Annotated in this window: 14 protein-coding genes; 7 read left to right on the top strand and 7 right to left on the bottom strand. The window is 71.0% G+C overall.

Annotated features, from left to right (window positions below):
• Positions 1-220 precede the first annotated feature (220 nt).
• A complete protein-coding gene (locus SH922_RS04065) occupies positions 221-1,483 on the top strand; it encodes an acyl-CoA thioesterase/bile acid-CoA:amino acid N-acyltransferase family protein (protein WP_393054744.1) in 1,263 nt (420 codons plus the stop codon).
• Between the two features lie 594 nt (positions 1,484-2,077).
• Here the strand turns inward: SH922_RS04065 and SH922_RS04060 are convergent.
• Positions 2,078-3,403, bottom strand: coding sequence for a geranylgeranyl reductase family protein (locus SH922_RS04060; RefSeq protein ID WP_393054742.1), 1,326 nt, complete (start codon positions 3,401-3,403; stop codon positions 2,078-2,080).
• Between the two features lie 602 nt (positions 3,404-4,005).
• On the opposite strand from SH922_RS04060, the gene SH922_RS04055 reads away from it, so the two are divergent.
• A complete protein-coding gene (locus tag SH922_RS04055) occupies positions 4,006-6,597 on the top strand; it encodes a SpoIIE family protein phosphatase (protein ID WP_393063460.1) in 2,592 nt (863 codons plus the stop codon).
• A gap of 76 nt (positions 6,598-6,673) precedes the next feature.
• Here SH922_RS04055 and SH922_RS04050 read toward each other — a convergent pair whose 3' ends face one another.
• A complete protein-coding gene (locus tag SH922_RS04050) occupies positions 6,674-8,857 on the bottom strand; it encodes a discoidin domain-containing protein (RefSeq protein WP_393054740.1) in 2,184 nt (727 codons plus the stop codon).
• A 471-nt stretch (positions 8,858-9,328) separates the two neighbouring features.
• Here SH922_RS04050 and SH922_RS04045 point away from each other — a divergent pair, with 471 nt between their 5' ends.
• The gene (locus tag SH922_RS04045) at positions 9,329-10,759 is read left to right on the top strand and encodes a helix-turn-helix domain-containing protein (RefSeq protein WP_393054739.1); all 1,431 of its coding nucleotides are present in this window, start codon (positions 9,329-9,331) and stop codon (positions 10,757-10,759) included.
• A gap of 56 nt (positions 10,760-10,815) precedes the next feature.
• On the opposite strand, the gene SH922_RS04040 is transcribed toward SH922_RS04045, so the two are convergent.
• Positions 10,816-14,298, bottom strand: coding sequence for a M28 family peptidase (locus tag SH922_RS04040; protein ID WP_393063459.1), 3,483 nt, complete (start codon positions 14,296-14,298; stop codon positions 10,816-10,818).
• A gap of 555 nt (positions 14,299-14,853) precedes the next feature.
• On the opposite strand from SH922_RS04040, the gene SH922_RS04035 reads away from it, so the two are divergent.
• Together SH922_RS04035 and SH922_RS04030 are read left to right on the top strand one after the other, a co-directional pair.
• Entirely contained in the window at positions 14,854-15,768 is a 915-nt protein-coding gene (locus SH922_RS04035; RefSeq protein ID WP_393054737.1) for an aldo/keto reductase, read from the top strand.
• Positions 15,769-15,858: 90 nt separating this feature from the next.
• The gene (locus tag SH922_RS04030; RefSeq protein WP_393054735.1) at positions 15,859-16,851 is read left to right on the top strand and encodes an aldo/keto reductase; all 993 of its coding nucleotides are present in this window, start codon (positions 15,859-15,861) and stop codon (positions 16,849-16,851) included.
• A gap of 9 nt (positions 16,852-16,860) precedes the next feature.
• On the opposite strand, the gene SH922_RS04025 is transcribed toward SH922_RS04030, so the two are convergent.
• The 4 genes from SH922_RS04025 to SH922_RS04010 form a co-directional block, all read right to left on the bottom strand.
• A complete protein-coding gene (locus tag SH922_RS04025) occupies positions 16,861-17,997 on the bottom strand; it encodes a serine/threonine-protein kinase (protein ID WP_393054733.1) in 1,137 nt (378 codons plus the stop codon).
• Positions 17,998-18,274: 277 nt separating this feature from the next.
• Entirely contained in the window at positions 18,275-19,000 is a 726-nt protein-coding gene (locus tag SH922_RS04020; RefSeq protein ID WP_393054731.1) for an HAD family hydrolase, read from the bottom strand.
• 25 nt (positions 19,001-19,025) lie between these two features.
• Positions 19,026-19,511: an Lrp/AsnC family transcriptional regulator gene (locus SH922_RS04015; protein WP_362552901.1), complete on the bottom strand. Its 486-nt coding sequence runs from the start codon at positions 19,509-19,511 to the stop codon at positions 19,026-19,028.
• 129 nt (positions 19,512-19,640) lie between these two features.
• A complete protein-coding gene (locus SH922_RS04010) occupies positions 19,641-20,231 on the bottom strand; it encodes a lytic polysaccharide monooxygenase (RefSeq protein WP_393054729.1) in 591 nt (196 codons plus the stop codon).
• Positions 20,232-20,610: 379 nt separating this feature from the next.
• On the opposite strand from SH922_RS04010, the gene SH922_RS04005 reads away from it, so the two are divergent.
• On the top strand, positions 20,611-22,119 hold the full coding sequence (locus tag SH922_RS04005) for an FUSC family protein (RefSeq protein ID WP_393054727.1): 1,509 nt from the start codon (positions 20,611-20,613) through the stop codon (positions 22,117-22,119).
• 103 nt (positions 22,120-22,222) lie between these two features.
• Entirely contained in the window at positions 22,223-23,293 is a 1,071-nt protein-coding gene (locus tag SH922_RS04000) for a lactonase family protein (RefSeq protein WP_393054725.1), read from the top strand.
• Positions 23,294-23,318: the final 25 nt, after the last annotated feature.

The following is a 23,318-nucleotide window of genomic DNA, read 5'->3' as shown; positions in this document are numbered from 1 at the left end:
ACTCCTCGACCGGTCCGGAATGACGAGTGCCGGAGTCGGAGTCGGAGCCTCAGGCCAATCCGTCTGGATGCGCGCCCCGGCGCATGCAATGGACGCGGTATCGGTAAACGGGTGCCCAAAGTTCGACTCCGGCTGCACGAGTTCAGGTAAGAGGGCCCGGTCCGCGTGATTGGCTTCCCTGTGCAGCTATTGCAGCGAAGCGGATTCGAGGGGGCGCATCGTGGGTGTGAAGGGCGTTGAGGCGTGGCGGAGTCGTGCAGTCGGGGTGGCGTGCTGCTTGGCGCTGTTGGGTGCGGGCGCGTGTTCGTCGGGGTACGAGCACAGCGCCCGGGCGCGAATCCAGGTGGATCGGCCTGAATCTCTGGCGGATCACGCGGTCCGGGTCCGGGTCTCGGGCCTGCACCCGCAGGAGGAGGTCACCGTCACCGCAGGCTCCGTGGACCATCAAGGCGTTCGGTGGACAGGCCAGGCCGTCGTCACCGCGGACGATGCGGGAAAAGTGGACCTGAACCGTGCGCGCATACGTTCAGGCACCTACCACGGCGTTGACGGCATGGGGCTGTTCTGGTCCATGAGGCCGCAACAGAAAGACGCGGGCAAGACGGCGTTTTTCCCGAAGGCGCCGGAACAGCAGGCGTCGTTCAAGGTGACTCTCGCCGTGAAGGCGGGCGGCAAGCAGATCGCGACGCGTTCGCTGACGCGCACGTGGATGAGCAAGGGCACGACCTACCAGGCCTTGAGCGGGGCCAGGAACGGCGTGTACGGGGCCCTGTACCTGCCCCCGCCCCACTCGCCACGACGAACACCGGTCCTGAGTATCGGCGGTTCGGAGGGCGGCACCAGCAACCGGTTCGCCGCCGCGTTGCTCGCCTCCCACGGGCACCCCGTTCTCGCGCTGTGCTACTTCGGCTGCCCAGGGCGTCCGGAAAGTCTGGCGAACATCAAACTGGAGTACTTCGCCACGGCCGCACGGTTCCTGGACCGGGAATACGGCACAGGGACTCGCAAGCCTGCCGCGATCGGACTCTCCCGCGGGACGGAGGCAGCCCAGCTTCTCGGCCACGCATACCCCGGCCTCGTCAGCGATCTCGTGCTCTACGCTCCGTCCCAGAGCACTACGCCGGGCTACCCGCACGGCGTGGCATGGACCCGGAACGACAAGCCGGTCGACCTCACACCGATCCCGCTCGATCACGCAACGGGCAGCGTTCTGGCGATCGCGGGTGACGACGACCAACTCTGGCCGTCAGCGGACGACGCCCGCAGCATCGGAAGCGATCCCGCGCGCCCGGGCCGGCAGCGCGAGGGCCTGGTCTACAAGAACGCGGGCCACAACATCGGCTGGTACCCCTACAGCCCCACGGTCCGCTACGCCAAGAACCCCATTTCGAACAGGTACATGGATCTCGGTGGGACTGCGGCCGGGAACGCCCGTGCACAGGCCGATGGCTGGCCCCGCGTGCTCAGGCTTCTCGGAGGGTGAAGCGGCATCATGGAGAACTCAACTCGTGCGGTGTCTCTGCTGTTCGAGACGTCCGGGGATCGTGTGGCGGATTCCGCGTTGTCGAAGGTGACGTCGGTTCTTCCGGGACGTGCCGGCCTTGTCCGCCTGGACACGGCCGGACTGCCGGGCACCCCGCGGCGGGACGGGGGGCTCAGGCGTGGTCGGTGACCGGATCCGCCTCGGCCGGTGCGTCCACCGAACCAGTTCATCGCGCTGGTTTACGAGGAGCTGCCGGGGAGAGCGCGCTGGGTACCCGGCCGCTCGACCCGGCGGACGTGGCGACGGTCGTCACCGCCGGTGTCGACACCTTTTTGCGCGCCTTCGGTACGGAGCCGTCCGTCGACGCCCCCCCACGGGCGGGTGGCGTCGACGGGCCCCGGTGACGCCGGCGTCCGAGCCGGCCGTACGACCGTGGAAGAACAGCGGCGGGGCCCGTTCTCTCGCCTCGGGGCGGTGTACCCGGGCGATCAGGGGCGGGGTGCCACCGGATCACCGGAGTCGCGGCGGAGGGTCACCACCCGGCCGCGGGTATCGGTGAACCCCACCGGTGCACCCCACCGGTGCACCCCGAGGTCAGCGGCGGCGGGCGTCCGGAGCGGGGACGAGACGCACCGCGGTGTTCAGGACATGGTCGATCACATCGCGCGAGGGCTTGTCCGTGAGGTTGGTGAGGAGCCGGGCCAGGGTGTTGAGCAGGAACGGGGAGCCCATCACGTAGCGGTTGAGCACGGGCTGGAACCCCGACCGGCTGAAGACCAGGTCGGCGGCCGTGTTGCCGAGCCGGTAGTAGCTGCCCCAGCGGCGGTTCATCTCGACCGGGTAGTGGTGGAGCGCCCTCTCCCGTCGCGGGCCGGCCGGCAGGGCCAGCGCGAGCGCCGCCGTCTCGGCCGCGACCTCTCCTGCCTCCAGCGCCTGGCCGATGCCCTCACCGTTCCAGGGGCTGATCATGCCCCCTGAGTCGCCGACCAGGAGAAGCCCCCTGGTGTACAGCGGGTGACGGTTGAAGCCCAGCGGCAGCGCGGCGCTGCGGACGGGCCCCTCGGCGTTCTCCTCGCGCAGCCCCCACTCCTGCGGCGTCCGTGCCAGCCACCGGTCCAGGGTGGCCCGGAGGTCGGCCTTGCCGTGGCGGCGATGGGGGATCGCGCCGAGTCCCACGTTGACCCGGCCGTCACCCATCGGAAAGATCCAGCCGTACCCCGGCAGATAGTGGTCGCTCCGCGGAAAGCGGAGATCGGCCCAGAGCTCCAGGAACTCCTCCCGGGAACGCTCGGGGCTGCGGTAGTAGCGGCGGGCAGCCGTGGCGATCTGCCGCTTCGTGTCCCGCTGCAGCCCCATCGCCAGAGCGAGCCGCGCGGACGCGCCGTCCGCGGCGATGACGACCGGAGCGCGGTGCACCACGGGCTCCGCCGTACCCGACACCGCGGTGACACCGGTGACCCGGCCGGTCCGGTCGGTCACCGGCTCCGTCACCTTCACGCCGGTGCGCAGCCGGGCCCCGGCCGCGACCGCGTGCCGGGCCAGGATGTCGTCGAAATCGTGCCGGCTGCGGGTGAGCCCGAAGTCCGGGTAGCCGCCCAGCGCGGGCCAGTCGATCTCCACCTGCCGGTCCCCGGTCACCCAGCGCATCCCGCGTGACCGCGTCCAGCCGGGGGCCTTGATGTCGACGCCCATCCGGATGAGCTGGTGCACCGCACGCGGGGTGAGGCCGTCGCCGCACACCTTCTCCCGGGGGAACGCGGACTTCTCCAGCAGCAGCACATCGACGCCCGCCCTGGCGAGGTGGAAGGCGGCGGAAGAACCGGCCGGGCCCGCACCCACCACGATCACCTCGGCCTCCTCGGACGGGCCGGGGGCGGAATGCTCGTCGGGGGTGGACCGGTCTGCGTGCGCTTCCCGCATGGGAACCCTCTCCTGGTACGGCCTGCGCCGCCCGCGGACGGCGACCCTGTACACCGACATCCTGCCGGTTCGAGCCGCTCCGCGGCAGGGGTGATCAACGCCCCGGAACGCGCCCCCGGAACGCGCCCCCGGAACGCGCCTCGGGGCCGCACGGAGTGCGGCCCCGAGGGCAACGGCTGAGCGGCGCAGGAATCAGTACGGCAGCGGGCGCCCGGACGGCGTGCGCAGATCGAGCGGCGGCGGCCGCGACGGAAGTGGGGGACGTCGGACGATCCTGATGCGGCCCACTGACACCACCTCCTGTCGTTAATCCGTCATATGCCCTGGCGGCGCCCCGTTCACACGTCCAGCGGTCATGAACGCAGCCGGGCCCCGAACGGGCGGTGTCGGCGAATCGTGTTAAACCTGAAGATGTGGGTGGTACAGGTCGGTTCCGGACGCGGTTTCACCACTCCGCCCGGCAGCCGCATAGGCACGATGACGAACGCCCGGGCGGTGACGAGCCTGCGCCCTCCGGCCCGAACCCCGGGCGGTCCTCACCGGGCCGTCGGCTGCGCGCCCTCTTCAGCGTTCGCACCGTGGCCGGCCAGGTCTTCTTCCTCATGCTGGGAATCGTGACGCTGCTCGTCGTGACAGCCGTCGTCGCTCTGGTGGTGCAGGGCAGACACGACAGCATGAACGTGGCCCGGGCCCGGTCACTGAGTGTCGCGGAGACCTTCGCCCACGCGCCCGGCATAGCGGCGGCCCTGGACAGCAGGGATCCCACCGCCCTCCTCCAGCCCCGCGCCGAGGAGATCCGGCGGAGCACCGGAGTCGAATACGTCGTCGTGGCCGGGGCCAACGGCATCCGCTACACCCACCCCGACATCGCACTGATCGGGAAGCACATACTCGGCCCGTACAAGGAGGCCCTGGAGGGCGAGGCCATCACCCGTACCGTCACCGCCAGCCGCGGACTCGCGGTCAACTCGGCGGTGCCCGTCCAGCGGCCCGACGGCACGGTCGCCGGGCTGGTCTCCGTCGGCATCAAGGTCGACACCGTGAACAAGCTGGCCTACCCGAGCATCCCGCTCGCCCTGGGTGCCGCGGTGGTCGCACTCGCCCTCACGGCGGGCGGCGCGGCTCTGGTGAGCCGCCGCCTGGGCCGCCAGACGCGCGGCCTCGGCCCGGCCGAGATGACCCGGATGTACGAACACCACGACGCGGTGCTGCACGCGGTCCGCGAAGGTGTCCTCATCATCGGCGCCGACGGCCGGCTGGCCCTGGCGAACGACGAGGCCCGCCGGCTCCTGGGACTGCCGGCCGACGCCGAGGGCCGCGCCGTGACGGATCTGGGACTGGACCCCCGCACCGCGGAGCTGCTCGCCTCCGGCCGCGTGGCCACCGACGAGCTGCGGCCTGCCGGGAACCGGCTGCTTGCCGTCAACCTCCGCCCCACGGGCGAACGCGGCGGACCGCCCGGCACGGTCGCCACCCTCCGGGACACCACGGAACTGCAGGCCGTCACGGGCCGGGCGGAGACCGTGCGTGAGCGGCTGCTGCTCCTGTACCGGGCAGGGGCCCGCATCGGGACGACCCTCGATGTCACCACGACCGCGCAGGAGCTGGCGGAGGTCGCCGCGCCCGGCTTCGCCGACTGCGCGACGGTCGACCTCGCCGACTCCGTGCTGCGCGGGGAAGAACCGGAGCCGCCCTCCGGCGGCGTGATGGACATGCGCCGCACCGCCGTGTGCGCCGCGGACCCGGACCATCCGCTCTACCCGCTGGGCCGCGTCATCGGCTTCGTGCCGACCAGCGCCGAAGGCATCGGCACCAGCGGCGGCCACACCTGGGTGGTGCCCGACCTGACCGCGTCCCAGCAGTGGCGCCTGCCCGACCCGGAACAGGCGGAGCGGATCCTGGCGTACGGATTCCACTCGCTGCTCTCCGTACCCCTGCACGCGCGCGGTGTCATTCTCGGCATGGCCAACTTCTGGCGCGCGCAGAACGAGGCCCCCTTCGATGCCGAGGACCTGTCCTTCGCCGAGGAACTGGTGGCCCGGGCGGCGGTCAGCGTCGACAACGCCCGGCGCTACACCCGCGAGCACGAGATGGCGGTGACCCTTCAGCGCAGCCTGCTCCCGAGCGGCCTTCCGGAGCAGAACGCCCTGGACGTCGCCTACCGCTATCTGCCGGCGCAGGCGGGGGTGGGCGGGGACTGGTTCGACGTGATCCCGTTGTCCGGCGCCCGGGTCGCGCTCGTTGTCGGTGACGTGGTCGGGCACGGACTGCACGCCGCGGCCACCATGGGCCGGCTGCGCACCACGGTGCACAACTTCTCCACGCTGGACCTGCCGCCCGACGAACTCCTCGGCTACCTCGACGAACTCGTCGTCAGAATGGACCAGGACGAGGGGGCCGGCGGCGGGGCGATCACTGGAGCCACCTGTCTGTACGCGATCTACGACGCGGTCTCCGGACGCTGCTCGGTGGCCCGGGCCGGGCACCCCGGACCCGCCCTCGTCCTGCCCGACGGCACCGTGGAGTTCCCCGAGATCCCGGCCGGTCTGCCACTCGGCATCGGCGGCATGCCCTTCGAGGCGACCGAGCTGGAGGTGCCCGAGGGAAGCCGCCTGGTGCTGTACACCGACGGTCTGGTCGAGCGCCGCGACCGGGACATCGACGAGGGTGTGGAGCAGCTGCGGAATGCCCTGGCCGGCCGGGACCGTACACCGGAGGAGACCTGCGACGACGTGCTGGAGGCCCTGCTGCCCACCCGACCGGGCGACGACGTCGCCCTGCTCGTCGCCCGCACCCGCACCCTGGACCCGGCGCGCCGCGTCCAGTGGCAGGTGGACCCGGACCCCTCGGCCGTCGCCGGTGTCCGCAAGGACGCCATCCGCTGGCTCACCGACCGGGGCCTCGACGAGGAGGGGTTCGTCACCGAACTGATCCTGAGCGAGCTCGTCACCAACGCGATCCGGTACGGCTCCGAGCCGATCAGCGTGCGGCTGCTGTACGACCGGGCCCTGATCTGCGAGGTGTCGGACTGCAGCAGCACCTCCCCGCACCTGCGCTATGCCGCGACGACGGACGAGGGCGGACGGGGACTGTTCCTGGTCGCCCAGTTCGCCGAGCGCTGGGGCACCCGCTACACCGAGCGCGGCAAGGTCATCTGGTCCGAGCAGGCGCTCGACAGGCCGCCGCCCGAATAGCCGGCCGCACGCCGACGGGACGGGGCCCGGCAGCGACTGCCGGGCCCCGCGGGGTTCGTTCACTTCCCGTGATGCGTCAGGGGAACGACACCACGTTCGACGGGACGGTGGACGTACCGGACGTGGGCGATCCGGTGTTGTTGATGACGTGTTCGTACTGGCCCTGGCCGCCGAGGGAGACGACGAGCAGGTCGTGGAACTTCACGCCGGGCTTCACCGGTGCTTCGAAGCCGTGGTCCTGGCGGATGGTCGGGTCGACGTTGAAGTAGCAGTAGCTGCCCAGTCCCCAGCCCTCGTGGGTGGTGACGGAGTCGTCGACCTTGTAGGCCGCGAACCCCTTGGTGTCACCGTTCTGGACGGCGGCCTGGTTGGGGGCGTCGTACGCCTTCTCGTTCTGGAAGAAGATCGTCTTGCCCCTCTCGCCGGACCAGCGGACGTCGTACTTGTTGAAGTGTTCGACGAACAGGCCGGTCGCCAGCACGTCGTCACCGTTGACCTGGAGGCCGTAGTCGGACCGGTTGGTCTCCCAGCCCACCCCGTCGCCGTGGTCGGCGCGCCACAGCCAGGTGTGGTCGACGATCGTGTCGTCGTTGTTGATGACCATGCCGGTGGTGGCCTTGCCGGCGCCCGCGCCGCCGACCCGGACGAACACGTCCTGGACGGTGGTCGGGTTCGCCGCGTGGTCGGCCGAGGCACCGTCGGGGCCGACCTGGACCAGCACCTGCGAGTTCTGCGGACCGGCGTCGACGAGCAGACCGGCGAGCTTCACGCCGTCCACGTCACCGACCTTGATGGCCGTGACCCCGTTGTCCGGGATGATCGTCGCGAGACCGAGACCCAGCACGACCGTGTTGGCGCGGTCGATGTTGATCGTCTGGTCGACGTGGTAGATCCCGGGCGTGAACAGCAGGTGCAGGCCCTGCTGCACCGCCGCGTTGATGGTGGCGGCGGAGGCCCCGGGCTTGACCACGTAGAACTGGCTCAGCGGGATGGACTCGCCCTGCGGGGTGCCGTTCCACGAGACGCCGCGTGCGTTGGTGCGCTTGGCGGGGACGAAGACCTTGTAGTCGTTGCCGTCCAGGTAGAGGAAGGGCTTCTCGCGGGAGACCGGGGTGTTGTCGAGGGTGGTGTACGGGGGGTTCGGGAAGCTCTGGGCGGGTGCGCCCTCGACGCCGGAGAACGTCATGTTCCAGACGCCGTTGCCCCAGCTGCCGATGGAGCTGTCCCGGGTGTACCACTGCTGCTGCGAGTACGGCCCGACCTGGCCGTCGATCTTGCTGTCGGCGATGTACCCGCCACTCGCCCAGCCGTAGCCGTTCGGCGCGAGGTTGAGCCCGCCCTTGACGTGCATCCGGCGGAAGGGCGCGGCCTGCGAGACGGCCCAGCGGTCCGTGCCGCTCACGGGGTTGAGCGCGAGGTTCTCGGCCGAACGCCAGAAGTTCTGCGTGGCGTTGCCGTTGAACCAACCCGCGTCGACGGTCACGTCACCGTTGAACGTGGTGTCGTCCGGCTTGAGGCCGAGGCCGGCGATCTGGGTGTAGAAGCCGATCTGCGCGTTGATGTTGTTGTACGTGCCCGGCTTGAACATCAGCGCGTAGCGGCCGGTGCCGAACTGGGCCGACTCCTGCTGCTTGAAGATCTCGTCGACCTTGGCCTGGATGCCCGGTGTCGACGGGTCGAAGACCAGGACGTTCGGGCCGAGGTCGCCGCCGCCGGGGATCTGCGGGCCGCCTCCGCCGCCTGTGGTGCCGAACACCTGGAACTCCCAGAGGGAGTACCCGTACTGGGTGGCCCGCGTGGTGCCGGTCAGCCGGACGTAGCGGGCGGTGCCGGAGACGTTCAGCGTCTCGTTGCCGCCGGGGCCGGTCGTGGTCGAGTAGGCGGTGCTCCAGGTGCTGTTGTCCGTGGAGAACTCGATCCGGTAGCTCTTGGCGTAGGCGGTCTCCCACCTCAGCGCGATCTGGCTGACCGAGGCGGCGGAGCCCAGGTCGACCTTGAGCCACTGAGGGTCGGAGGCGGCGCTGGACCAGCGGGTGCCGTTGTCGCCGTCCACGGCGGACGTGGCGGGGGTGCCGTAGTTCTCCTGGCTGGATGCGGTCACCGTCTTGCCCTGCGAGAGCAGCGAGGGTGCCGCACTCGCGGAGGTGGACGGCGCGAAGGCCAGCAGGGAGACGACGAGACCGGCCACGGCGGCCAGTACGCCGGTACGTCTTCTTCCGGTCGAGGGCGCGGGTCTGTGGAACAAGGGGGGTGCGTACATGGGGGTTGTCTCCTGAGTCGCGGTACGGGTGCACGACACGAAGCCGGAGAGCGCTCTCTCCGGCCGATGGGGATACTTCTCCCTTGCGTCCCCATGCGTCAATAGGTGTGCAACACCCGCTTGAACTTGCTCTGTTGGGAACAAGAACTGACGACTGCAATCTCCCGATTGACCATAATTCCCATGCCTTGAGGCAGTCCCTGCAATGGGTCTGACGGACCGTTGGTTCAGATGGTGATGCTGCGGCAAAGTGGGCGAGGAGGGGCGGCGTGCCGTTGCCACCGCAACCGGACAGCCGTCGGGCAGCTGTGTGAAGGATCGGGGGACGCGTGCGCCGGAAACCGCTGCGCCTGTTACCGGACATCTTGTCGACGCGGTGGGACAGCGGGCACGGCTGCTCGCTATCCTCCGGGGCATGAGCCGTGAGCGTGGCACGCGTGGCGTCCTTGACCAGGCGCGACGGAGTTCCGGGTGAGCGAGGGTATGGGTCCTGTCCCGGCGGACGCCCGTGCCGCTGAGGTGTGGCGGTCGTTCGGTGCCCGGTTGCGTCAGTGGCGCAGACGGGCCGGCTTCACACAGGCCCAGGTGGGGGCCCGGGTCGGATACGACCACACCGCCATCAGCAAACTGGAGCACGGCAGCCGGAGGGCATCGCTGCCGCTGGCCCGCCGTCTCGATGAACTGCTGATGGCCGAGGGAGAGTTGCTGGCGGCCTGTGAGGCCGTGGAGGCACTGGAGCGTGCGGGAGGCGGGCGCGGCGCGCCGGCTGCTGTGCGGAGGGGGCCGTTGCCCGGGGAGCCCGCGGGGGGAGCACTTCCGGCGATGCTTCCGCCGGGGACCGTCCTTCCTGCGAGCCTGCCCGCCTACGGACTCGTCTGCCCGGTGCACGGCAGGGACGGCTGCTCGGTCCCCGTGCTCACCGATGTCATCGCCCTGCACACGGCCTTCTGCGCACTGGGCCCGGACGAGCAGTCACGCCCTGCCCTGGACATCGACACCGTGCACGCGCTGACGGCCCTGCTCGCGGTCTGTCTGCGCGCCGACGAGGAACGCGCCTGGCCGGGAGCGACCGCCGTCGTCGAACGCACCCTGCATGCGATGCTCCGCTGGATGGCGCTCCCCGCGGCGTCGTACCAACGTCAACTGGCCCCCCTGGCCGCCGAGTACGCGCAGTCGGCCGGCTGCCTGCGGCTGCTGTGGGGCCGCAACGGGACCGCTATGGCATGGCTCGACCGCTCGTTGTTGTGGGCAGCCATGGCCGGTCACGTCGGGACACAGGTCGCGGCCCTCAGCGACATGAGTACCCTGGCCCGGCTGGAGGGCGACGGGCCGTCGGCGCTTGCCTACGGTGTCGCGATCGGCCAGGCCGCCGCGGGCCGGCACTGGGCGGGTGCCATGAGTGATCTGTACCAGGCGCGCGGTCACGCGGTCCGCGGCGACGCCGCCCGGACCCTGAGGCACATCGACCGGGCCCGGTCGCAGATGGACCGGGCAGGCGAACGCGACGAGACGGAGGCGCCCTGGCTCTCCGTCGCCTCGGTACGCCTGCGCGTGGAGTCCGGTGCGGCCGGCGCCCTGCGCGATCTCGCCGCGGCCACCGGTGACCGTCGTTTCGCGCTCCGCGCCGTCGGGGCGGCCCGCACGGCGCTCGGCCTGCTGCCACCGGGTATGCACTCGGCGCGGATGCTGTTCCTGGCCCGGCTGGCAGACGCCCATGCGTGCGCCGGCGACCCGTCGGCGGCGCACGCCGTGGCAGGCCCGGTCCTGGACACCACCGAGGTGAATCCGTCGACGCTGCTCGGCCAGGAACTGCGCGGACTCCACGCCAGACTGGCCGCCCGCCCGGCAGGCAGTCCGGAGACCGACGACTTCGTCAGCAGACTGGCGGCGGTGGTCCGCTGACACGAAGGGGCGGGGCGTGTGGATCACGCCCCGCCCCTCGTTCCCCCGACGGTGGATCAGCTCACGTCCAGTGCCACGTCGTCCACGACGAAGCTGGTCTGCAGGTAGGCGTCCTCCTTACTGGTGAACCCCAGCGTCACCGTCTGCCCCGCGGCGGAGCCGACGTCGAAGGACTGCTGGACATAGCCGCTGCTCGCGTCGAGATTCGAGTACGTGGCCAGCGTCCGGGAACCCAGCTTCACGGTGAACGTGTCGTAAGCGGTCGCATCGCTCGCCGACTCGTCGGTGTCGGTGCGCAGGTAGAACGACAGCCGGTACGTCGAGCAGCCCGCCGGAACCGTCAGTGACTGCGTGGCGGTGTCGCTGTGGGTGCTGCCCCAGCCGCCGAACCAGGCCTGGTAGGCGCCGCTGTGCGCGGGCTTCTCGTCGGTCCGGTTGTTGATGACCCCGTCCGACTGGGTCCACGGCGTCGTGCCGTTCTCGAAGCCGCCGTTGGCGACGACCTGCCGCGCCTGGCAGGTACCGCCACCCCCGACGACCAGCGAGTACGTGGTGCTGTGGGTGGCGGTGCCCGCGCCGGTCACGGTGAGGGTGTACGTACCCGCGGTGGTCTGTGCCCCGGCGGAGACGGTCATCGTGGACGACTCGCCCGACTGCACGGAGGACGGCGCGAAGGAGACGGTTACCCCGCTCGGGGCACCGGAGGCCGTGAGCCGCACACTCTGTGCGGAACCGCTGGTGGTGGCCGTGGACACGGTCGCCGTGACGGACGCGCCCGGCTGGACACTGCCGGACACCGGGTTCACCGAGACGGAGAAGTCGTCGGCGGGCGCGGTGCTGCCGACAGCGGTCTTCCACACCGTGTAGGCGACCCCGTCCGCGCTGCGGTCGAGTGCGGTCGCGTTGATGTTGGCCGTGGTGTCGCACGACTGGTGGTAACACGGGTCGTACGAACGGCCCGCGGTGCCGCCCCACTTGGCTGCCTGGGCGGAGGACTTGGTGTCACTGGCGCCGGTCGCGTACCCCGAGGTGGCTATGCCGCCCTGCTGGAACGAGTAGTCGTCCGAGCGCCCCTGGCCCTCGACGTTCTCCTCCGGGGCGAGGCCGAGCGAGGTCCAGTACTCCTTCATCGGGGCCGATGCGGCGGAGTTGAGGTTGTTGATGAAGTAGCCGCCGTTGGTGGAGGCGACCATGTCGAAGTTGTAGTACGCGGTGATGGCTGTTCGCTGGGCAGCGGTGAGCTGGCCGACGTAGTACTCGGAGCCCTCAAGGCCCTGCTCCTCACCGTTCCACCAGGCGAAGCGCACATGCTTGGTCATGGTCGGGTTCTGCTGGGCCAGGGCGAGCGCGTTCTCCAGCAGGGTCGCGGAGCCGGAGCCGTTGTCGTTGATGCCGGGACCGGCGGCCACTCCGTCCAGGTGGGCGCCGAACATCACGGTCCGGTCGGCCGGACCGCCCGGCCAGTCCGCGATCAGGTTGTTGCCGCGGTAGGTGCAGGTGCTGCAGGTCTGTTCGCTGACGGTGTAGCCGGCCGCCTGCAGCTTGCCCTTCACATAGGCGAGCGAGGCCGTGTAACCGCTGCTGCCGGCCCGCCGGTTGCCACCGTTCTGAGAAGCGATGGTGTTCAGCTGGGCGAGGTGAGCCTGCACGTTGGCGACACTGATGTCGGGGGGCGTGCCGCCGGGATTGCCGCCGCCGTCGGTGAGGGTCAGGGTGTACTGGGCGGTGTGCTCCTGGGCGCCCGCACCCTTCACCGTGAAGGTGTACGTCCCGGGCGCCGCGCCCGATGTCGTCGACACGGTCATGACCGACGTCGCGCCGGACTGCACCGAGGAGGGGCTGAAGGAGACGGTCACGCCGCTCGGCAGTCCACTCGCGGACAGGTTCACCGTCTGCGCGCTGCCGGAGGAAACGGTCGTCCGGACCGTGGCGGTCACCGAACTGCCGGGTTTCACGGAGCCGGAGGCCGGGTCCAGGGACATCGAGAAGTCGTTGTTGCCGCTCGGCGCGCAGGTCGGGTCACCGCTCTGGGCGGGGACGCTGACCGCGTCCCAGGCGGACTTCGCCCGGTTGAACAGCACGCAGGTGGTGTCGAGGTTCCTGGCCGCGGTGAGCGTGGCCGTGCGGTAGCGCTTGTACGTCATGCCGCTGGTCTTGAGCAGCATGCCGCCGTAGAAGACCTTGCCGGCGCTCTGGATGCCCACACCGGTGACCGCGGAGCTGTTGCAGGTGGGGCTGGAGGGCTTGCCGCCGCCGGGGTTCGATCCCTCGGCCAGCAGATAGAACCAGTGGTTGAGGGGGCCTGCCGCCGCGTGCTCCTCGGTGCTGGGTATGGAGGAGCTGTAGCAGTTCGGGTCGCCGATCTGCCCCGGGTCGTACATGATCCGGATCGGCCCGCTGCCCACCAGGTTGATCTTCTCGCCGACGGTGTAGTCCGGGTCGTCGTACGGGGCGGGCTCGTTGGTGTACGCCTCGGTCAGCGCCCCCATGATGTCGCCGGTCGCCTCCCCGAGACCGGACTCGTTGTTCGCGCCGCCGGGCGTGTACTGATCGATGCCATGGCCGAACTCATGGCCCACCACGTCCATGGCGCCGATCCACTGATTGGCGTTGTTGTGACCGATGGAGACGGTGGAGCCGTCCCAGTACGCGTTGACGTCGTTCAGTCCGACCTTGACCGGCCAGCTGCGCCCGTTGCCGTCATGCCCGTTGCGCCCCAGCCAGTCGCGCAGCATGTCCCACTCGTGCTGGGCCGCCCACATGACGTCGACGCAGCCGGTCTCCTTGCTGGAGGCGCTGCCGGTGCCCCAGGAGTCGCTCGACTTGGTGAAGACGCTCCCGGTGCTGTAGTCGGCGCAGCTCAGCCCGGGACGGCCCGGGTCGCGCAGCGAGTAACTTCCCCCGGAAGACGTGGTGTTGATGGACAGCGGGGCCGGCCCGTTCCACTGGCTGTTGCCGGTGCCGGCCTTGACGTCGTCGTAGCTGTCGAGCACCGCACCGGTGCCCGCGTCGACGAAGACGTGCAGCCGGCTCGGTGCCTTCGCGGTGCGGCCGGTGAGCACGGTCTCCCAGGCCAGCCGGGACTTCGTGCCCATGGCCCGGACGACCAGGCGGTGGCTGTCGACCCGCTCCACCGTGCGGAGCCTCCTGCGCGAGGTGGCCTCGGCGGCCTCGGCGGAGACGGACGCGGTGACCGGCACGTTGATGCGCCGGGAGACGGCTGACTGGGATCCGCGGACGCGGCCCCTGGAGTCGGCCACGACGACGGCGTCGCCGCCGACGACCGGCAGGCCGCGGTAGGTGCGTTCGTACGCGATGGAGTAGAGCCCGTTGACCCATGGGGTCACCATGTGCCGCTCGTACCGCTCCTCGGGCCCCTTGGCCAGGGCGTCGAGACCGCTGGCTGCCGCCCGGTCGGCAGCCGACACGGCAGTCGAGAGTGCGGTCGGGGCCGGCGGAGACGGCTCTGCAGAAGCTGTTTGGCCACTGGTGACGACCAGCATTCCGGCGAGGACGGCCAGGGTTGTCCCGGCCGTCATCGGTCTGCGTTTCATCGAGGCTCCTCGGTTCGTGGGGACCTCGGTCACGGGCACCGGCGCGGGGAGACGGACCCGCCCATGCTGCCGGTGCCGGTCGTCTGCCCAGGTGGTGTCCGTGATCGGGCGACCGAACACTCACACGTAGGCATGAGCTCGTCAACGAACTGAGGTGGCACGAAGGGGAGTTGGCAAGTCTCGTCAAGTCAACATGGTGCGATCGCACAGCAGGCACACAGGGAGAGGGGGAGCGATGTCACCAGGTGCTGTCCGGCGCGCCGTATCCGCATCGAAGTCATGCGGCCGGGATCGCGGTCCAGCCGTGCGCAGAGAGGTCGCGTCGTTCGGCGGCCCGATCGAAAGCGAGGGGCCGGGGGCCGGTCGAGGCGCGAGGGGGCTGGACTGAATGGCGGAATGGATCTATCCTGCATTCGCACCAAGTGATGGAAGCGATAGACGTGTTGGCGCCAACGTATCATGAATCAACGAATCAGGCAAGCGTTCTGGCGTACCGTCACTTGGCCGCTCTTCGTATATCGCTCACGGAAGGTTTCAGCCTTGACCTCGGAAACTCCCAACGCGGCGGCTGCCGGTACCTGGAAACTCGGCGATCTGACGGTCAACCGGATCGGCTTCGGCGCCATGCGCCTGACTCAGAACGGCGCCGCGTTCGGCGACGACCGGGGCCCGCACGACCGGGACCGGGCGATCGCCGTGCTGCGCCGGGCCGTTGAGCTCGGCGTCAACCACATCGACACGGCCGCGTTCTACTTCTCACCCCTGCGCTCGGCCAACGAACTGATCAACCGGGCACTGGGTCCGTACGCGGACGACCTGGTCATCACCACCAAGGTCGGCCCCGGCCGCGGCCCCGGCGGCGACTGGCTGAACTGGGCCAGGCCGGAGCAACTGCGCGGACAGGTCGAGGAGAACATCCGGCAACTCGGCCGCGACCACCTCGACGTGGTGAACCTGCGGATGAACGGGCCCGCCCCGATCAGCGAGCAGTTCGGCGCGCTGGCCGAACTGCGTAAGGAGGGCCTCATCCGCCACCTGGGCCTGTCCAATGCCTGGCCCGACCAGATCACCGAAGCCCGGGCCATCGCGCCGGTCGTCTGCGTGCAGAACAGATACGGCATCGGCGAACGGCGCGCCGACTCCGAGGACATCCTGCGCACCTGCGGTGAACTCGGCATCGCCTTCGTGCCGTTCTACGCGATCGCCGCCGGGGGCCGCGAGGCCGGCTCGGACATCACCGCGGAGCACGAGGAGCTGATCGGCATCGCCCGCGCCCACGACGCGTCTCCCGCCCAGGTCCGGCTCGCCTGGACGCTCCAGCGGGGCCCGCACGTCCTGGCCATCCCGGGCACGGGCAACCCCGCTCACCTGGAGGCCAACGTGGCGGCCGGGGCCCTGCGGCTGACCGAGGACGAGACGCGGCGGCTCGCCGCACTGGGCCAGGGCACCGGCTGACGGCCCCGGCAGAGGGCCGGACAGCGCGGGGAACGAAGCGTTCCGCTCGGCGCTTGCGGCGCACCGGGCCGGCCACCCCGCGGACGTAACATGATCCTCATGGAGCAGCGCGAACTGGGCAGGACCGGACGGGACGTATCGGTCGTCGGGCAGGGCACATGGCAGCTCGGCGGGGACTGGGGCGAGGTGCGCGAGGCGGATGCCTTCGACGTCCTCGACGCCGCCGTCGGGGCGGGCGTCACCTTCTTCGACACCGCGGACGTGTACGGGGACGGGCGCAGCGAGCAGCTCATCGGCCGCTATCTGAAGGAGCGACCCGACGCTGGCGTCCTCGTGGCGACGAAGATGGGCCGACGCGCCGATCAGGTACCGGAGAACTACGTCCTGGACAACTTCCGTACGTGGAACGACCGCTCGCGGGCCAACCTCGGGGTGGACACCCTCGACCTCGTGCAGCTGCACTGCCCGCCCACGGCCGTCTACTCCTCGGACGAGGTCTATGACGCCCTCGACACGCTGGTCGCCGAGCAGCGGATCGCCGCCTACGGGGTGAGCGTCGAAACGTGTGCCGAGGCGCTGACGGCCATCGCCCGCCCCGGTGTCGCGAGCGTGCAGATCATCCTCAACCCGTTCCGCCTCAAGCCGCTGGACGAGGTCCTGCCGGCCGCGCGTGCGGCCGGGGTCGGCATCGTCGCACGGGTGCCGCTCGCCTCCGGCCTGCTCTCCGGCAGATACACCGCGGACACCGTCTTCGCGCCCGATGACCACCGCACGTACAACCGGCACGGGGAGGCGTTCGACCAGGGCGAGACCTTCTCCGGTGTCGAGTACGGCACCGGGGTGGCCGCGGCTGCCGAGTTCGCCGGACTCGCTCCGGAAGGGGCGACCCCCGCCCGGACGGCACTGCGCTGGATCATTCAGCAGGAGGGCGTCACGAGTGTCATCCCCGGTGCCCGTTCGGTGGAGCAGGCCCGGGCCAACGCGGCCGCGGCGGCGCTGCAACCGCTGCCGCAGCGCACCCTCGACGCGGTGCGGGACCTCTACGACCGCAGGATCCGCGCGGCGGTCCACGACCGCTGGTAGCGGCTCCGGTTACCGGCCGGGTGCGGGGGTCGGCGCCTCGCTCGTCGAGGTGCCGCCGTCCGGAGTGGTGGCGGAGCTGGAATCAGGGGAGAACAGGCTCATGCCCAAGTAGACGGCGGCGAGGAAGGCAACCGTGCCCGCGATGGCGCTGGCCACTCTGGGCCGGCGTCTGATCGCCTCGCGGGTGCTGCGCCGCCGGTTGTTCGCGGGCCGGTTCGCCGCACGCCGCCCCCGGCCGTGCGCCTGGGGCAGGCGGTACGTCGTCGGGGCCCCGGAGTCCGCGCCGCTGTGCTGTGCGGCAGGCGTGGGGGGTGCGGGCGTCGGCGCATAGCCGACGGCCGGAGCCCGCGGCGGAGCGGGCCGGTGCTGCGGCAGCGGTTCGGCCTGTCCTCGCCAGGCTTCGCTGTGGAACCAGTCGGCGACCTGCTGCGCGCTGGGCCGGTCCTCGGGCTGCTTCGCGAGCAGGCCCAGAAGGTACGAGTCGAAGGCCGCGGACATGTCGACCCCCCGCTGCCGCAGCGGCACGGGAGGTGTGTCCACATGCTGGTACAGGGTCGCGGTCGGGGTGTCCGAGCGGAACGGCGGCTGGCCGAGCAGTAGTTGGTAGATGACGCAGCCGAGGGAGTACATGTCCGAGGCGGCACCGGCGGTGCGGCCGAGGGCCCGTTCCGGAGCGAGGTAGAGACTCGTGCCGACGATGTGGCCCGTCGTGGTGAGGGCGGCCGAGGGGTCGTCGACGAACTGGGCGATCCCGAAGTCGCCGATCTTGACGGAGCCCTCGGCGTCCAGCATCAGGTTTCCCGGCTTGATGTCCCGGTGGACGATCCCCTGCCGGTGGGCCGCCGCCAGTCCGGCCGCCGCCTGGCCGGCGATCCGGGCGACCTGTTCCGGACCCAGCCGCTCCTGTGCCAGGAGCAGGTCGGAGAGGCTCCTGCCCTCGACCAGCTCCATCACCAGGAAGAGCCGGTCCTCCCAGGACCCGAAGTCGAACACGGCCACCAGATGCGGGTGGCTCAGCCGGGCGGCGGTCTGGGCCTCCAGCCGGAACCGTGCGGTCGCCGACTCGTCGGCGTGTTCGCCCAGCAGCAGCTTCACGGCTACGGCCCTGCCGAGGACCTCGTCCGTAGCCCGCCAGACCTCACCCATCCCCCCACGGCCGATGGCGGATATCAATCGGTACCGACCAGCAACCAGCACCTGTGCACACCTATCTCGAATAGCTCGCGTATCTCGAAAAGCCCGGGCCGAGGACCCCTCCGGCCGCCGCGGCGGCGACCTCGCCCGGAACGAGGGACGGGGTGGGGGCACGCGGCAAGATCAGGATATCCGGCGCGCGGACCGGGGGCGACCGGCCGTCACCCCACCCCGGCCGCCCGCACGGTGACGGGCCGGCAGGCCCCGCCCGGCGGCAGTGCCCACCGGATCAGGAAGCCGGACCCGGCCGGCCCGGTACCGGTGCGGTTCCGGGAAACAGCCACGCGTACGCGGCCTGCGCGGTGAACTCGTCCTGCCCGCCGGGAAAGAGCAGCCCCGCCGCGGCGAACACCGGATCGGTGGCGCTCGCCCGCACATAGGGGACCGCGATACAGCGCATCCCCGCCGCGTGCGCGGCCCTCACACCGGGTGCCGCGTCCTCCACCACCACACAGTCGGCAGGCGTGGCCCCCAGGCGCCGGGCGGCCTCCAGGAACACGTCGGGTTCCGGCTTCCCGCGCCTGACCTCGTCGGCGGAGACGTACGTGGTGAGGAAGGCACCCAGGCCGGTGCTCGTCAGCACGGCCTCGATCCCGGCCAGGGACGAGCCCGACGCCACCGCCATGGCGATGCCCCGGCCGTGCAGCAGCTCGACGAACTCCCGCATGCGAGGGAAGACTTCGGTCGACTTCCTCGCCAGGTCCAGATAGAGCGCGTCCTGACCCGCCACCAATTCGTCGACGGACGCGGCGATGCCGTACTCGGCTCGCAGAACCGTCAGCGCCTCGGGGTTGCTGATCCCGACGAAGCGGGCGTTCTGTTCCCAGGTGAAGTCGGGCACGCCGTACCGTTCGAGCAGCAGCCGAACCGATTCGTAGGCGTTCGGCTCGCTGTCCACGAGGGTGCCGTCCAGGTCGAAGACGACCGAAGGGGCCCCTGCAGGTGATGAGTTCATGGCAGCCATGATCCCAGTGGGGCGATCATCCCCGGCCGGACGGGGCGGTCCTGCCCACCGACTCCACCAGCGGCAGCAGCCGGTGCGGCACCCGTTCGCGCAGCGCCACCTCGGTCCGGGTCCTGACCACGCCCGGAAGCTGGATCAGCCGCTGGATCACGTCCTCCAGATGTCCGTTGTCCCGCGCCACCACCCGGGTCAGCAGATCGCCGCCCCCCGTGGTGGAGAACGCCTCGACGATCTCCGGCACCGCGGCGAGCGCCTCGCCCACGTCGTCGAGATGCCCCTGCGTCACCTCCAGGTGCACGAAGGCGAGCACCGGATGGCCGAGGGCGGCGGGGGAGACGAACGGTCCGCTTCCGGTGATCACGCCATCCCGTTCGAGGCGGTCGATACGCGCCTGGAGGGTGCCCCGGGCGATGGACAGGATTCGCGCGTACTCGCGCACGCTCGTCTGCGGCTGCTCGATGAGCAGTCGCAGGATCCGGGTGTCGAGCGCGTCCACCGCCATGGTCCGTCGGCCTTTCCGTGGTCTGTCAGTCGGGGCAGCGACTGTACCAATGGCCCACTGCCGGGCGGCCGGGTCGGCGTGGCCCCTGCACCAGCACGCGGGCGCTGGTGCAGGGGCGAAGGGCGGGCGTCAGAACTGCACGTCGGAGCAGGCGTAGAACGCGTTGCCCGTGTCGGAGATGGTCCAGACGCCGAGGATCAGGTGCTTGCCGGACTTCTGTGGCAGCACGCCCGAGTGGGACACGGTCGAACCCGGCAGCCGGCCGCCGAAGGGCACGGTGAGGAACGGCTGCGGTTCGAGGTCGGCCCGGGTGAGCGGCTTGGCCGGATCGTAGCCGTCCCGCGTGATGTAGTAGCGGAAGTCGGTCGTCGCGTGCCGGGCCTCGATCCGCCAGTTGAACGTGTAGTTCTGCCCCGCGGTGACGTGCGTCGCGGGCCAGGCGCCGCCCCGCGGGTCGTCGAGTTCGGAGAAGCGCCCGATACCGCCCGAGCAGATGTGGCCGTCCGCCGGTCCGCGGGTGGGGAAGCCCTTGGGGCCCTCGACGCTCGGCGGCTCCCACTGGATCTGGCCGCAGTGCTTGACGGTGCCGATGCCGCAGAGCTGCTGGCGGCTGATGGGTGAGTCCGTGTAGCCGTGGCTCTGCGCGCTGCCGGAGGTGGCGAGCAGAGCCACGCCGGCCAGGCCGAGCCCGGCCAGTAAGGAAGTGATCTTTCTGCGCATACGTCGCTCCTGGAGATGTGGGGTGATGTCCGGAGAGTGCTGCGGTCTAGACCAAGGGTGAGCGTAGTGATGTCAACCTGGCGTGTCCATACCGTCGGGAGCGGGTGATGCCGGGGCCCTGGCCGAGGCTTCCACGGTGGTCGGCGGCCTCCGGCTCGGCGGGGCCCGGCGTGTCTCGGAAGTGCCGTCCGGTGATCCGTTGGTCGGCTGCCGGTGCTCTGCGGCGGTGATCGGATGAGCCATTGGTTCAGTATCTGGAGGTCAATTTGAGCCAATAGGCATGCGGATGCTCTGATGTACCTGTCGATGGCGCTGCGGATCCCGTGGCGCCTTTTTCATGCCGGTACGCGGAACCGGTGGGCGGAGGCGGGGAACAGCAGTGCTGAAGAGAGCGTTCGTGGCCCGGGACCCGGGCAGGCTGAGGCTGCGCTTCGCGGCCCGGGCCGTGCTCGGCATCGGCCTCGCGGTGACGGTGTGCGGCCTGGCCGGGCATTCGCTCGTCGCGGCCATCACCGGCGGGCTGGCCGCGCTGCTCGCCCTGTTCACGGTGACCGATCCCGGCGTCCGCGGCCAGGCCGTCACCACGGCGCTGCTGCCCGCCGTCGGCTTCCCCGTGCTCGCGCTCGCCGCCGTTCTCCACGACCATCCGATCGCGCGCGACGCGGCCTTCCTCGCGGTCATGGGCGTGGGCGTCTACGCACGGCGATGGGGCCCGCGCGGACATTCCCTCGGCGTGTTCGCCTTCATGGCGTTCTTCACCACGCAGTTCCTCCACACGCTGCCCGGGCAGTTGCCCGAGCTCTACTCCGCGGTCGCCCTCTCACTGCTCTCCTCGTCGGCCGTCCGCTTCGGCCTGTGGTGCTACGAGCGCCGGCTGACCTCACCCGTCGTACCGGCCCCGGTCAGCGGTACGGGCCTGGCCAGGGTCACCACCCGGCAGGCGGTCCAGGCGACTGTCGGCGGGGCCGTGGCGCTGATGGCGGGGCAGGTGCTCTCCGACCAGCGCTGGTACTGGGCCGTGGGCGCCACCTGGTGGGTCTTCGTGAACACGGCCTCACGCGGCGAGACGCTGGTACGCGGCTTCCGACGGGTGCTCGGTACGCTGATCGGCATCCCCGTCGGCCTCGCCGTCGTCGTCCCGCTGCACGGGGCGCCGGCCCCCACCGCGTTCCTCGTCGCCATCGGGGTGTTCGGGATCTTCTACACCGCGGCCGTCTCGTACACCTGGATGATGCTCTCCGTGACGGTGATGGCCGGGGCGCTCTACGGATCCCTCGGCGTGCTCGAACCGGACCTGCTCGCCCTGCGGCTCGGCGAGACAGCCGTCGGTGCGCTCGGCGCGATGCTCGCGGTGCTGTTCGTGCTGCCCGTCACCACGCACGCCACGACCGACGCCTGGATCCAGCGTGCCCTGCGCTGTGTGCACGCCTGCACCGAGGAGGCCGCCGCCCGGCTCTCGGGCTCGGCCACCGCCGACCCGGCGCCGCGCATCGCGGAACTGGAAGCGCTGCTCGGGCGCGTCCGGCTCTCGCTGGCCCCCCTGGTGCACCCGCTGAGCCCGCTGCGCGCCCGCAGGGCCCGGGCCGGTCACGTGCTCGCCCTGCTCGACGATTGCGCGCGGGAAGTACGTGGGCTGGCCTCCGTCGCGGCGGACCCGGAAGCCTCCCACGACGCCCGGCTCGCCGCGGCCTGCTGGCGCGTAGAGAGTGCCGTGGAGGCGCTCACCGCGTCCGAGCGGCCGGCGCGCACCGCTGTGACGGCACACCTCCTGGCGCACCCGGCGGCAACGGAACCCGCCCTCGCCCACCTGCACGGCCTGGAGCGCGCACTCGCGGAACTGGCCGCGCCCCTGCACGCCCCGCCCCGCGCACCCCTCGTCCCGGCCTGACCCGCACCCCTGGTCCAGACCACACGCGAGCACTGCTACGGTCGCCGCGGAAGATCACGGCGGCCGCCGCCGCCGCGATCAGTCGGCGGAGAGAGGCAGTGCGGTGGACAGCAACAACGGTGCCCGGCGGGCATTCATCGGGTCGTTCACCTCGGCGGGCGGACGCGGCATATCCGTCGCCGCCGTGGACGCGGAGACCGGGGCGCTCACCGTCCTCGGTGCGACGGACGCCGTACCCGATCCCTCCTACCTCGCGCTCGGCCGGGGTACCGGCCCCGGCGGCGCGGTTCTCTACGCGGTCAGCGAGACCGAGAAGGGCGCGGCCGCGGCCCTCGACATCGGCCGAGACGTCCCGCGGCCGTTGGGGGAGACCCGGCAGGTCGACGGCAGCGGCCCCACCCATCTCGCACTCGCGGGGGGCCACGTGGTCACCGCCAACTACGGCTCGGGCAGCGTCACCGTCCTGCCCGTGCTCGCCGACGGCTCGCTCGGCGCGGCCTGCTGCGTCCTCGCGCACGAGGGCAGCGGTCCGGTCGCCGAACGCCAGGAGGGTCCGCACGCCCACCAGGTCCTCCCCGACCCGTCGGGGAACTGGGTGCTCAGCGTCGACCTCGGCACCGATTCCGTTCGGATCTGCGCGCTCGACCCGGACACCGGGGAGCTGCGCCTGCACGGTGAGACGGCGCTGCGGCCCGGCACCGGGCCGCGCCATCTCGCGTTCCATCCCGCGGGCGGTCACGCCTATGTGCTGAACGAGCTGGACCCCACCGTCACGGTGTGCAGGTGGGACGCCGCCGCCGGGGTCCTGGAGGCCGTCGGTGAGACGCCCGTGCTGCCCGCAGAGGCGCGCGGCGCTGCCGGCCCGGCGAGCTATCCGTCCGAGGTCGTCGTCGCGCACGACGGCCGGTTCCTCTGGGTGGCCAACCGCGGGCACGACAGCATCTCCGTGCTAGCCCTCGATGCCACGGGGGAGCAGGCGTCCCTGGTCACGACGGTGAGCTGTGGCGGGCACTGGCCGCGCGACCTCGCCCTCGACCCCACCGGCCGGCGGCTGTACGCCGCCAACGAGCGGTCGGGGAACGTCAGCTGGTTCGCCGTGGACCCGGAGACCGGTGTCCCGGCTCCGGAAGGCTCCCTGGAGGTCCCGGCGGCCTCCTGTGTGATCTTCGCCTGAGGAACGGTGTACGCCCCGGGGTCCG

Source organism: Streptomyces sp. LN549, assembly GCF_043203805.1.
Lineage (GTDB): Bacteria > Actinomycetota > Actinomycetes > Streptomycetales > Streptomycetaceae > Streptomyces.
Note: the sequence above shows the minus strand (reverse complement) of the source record. Positions and strands in the feature narration are given on the sequence as shown.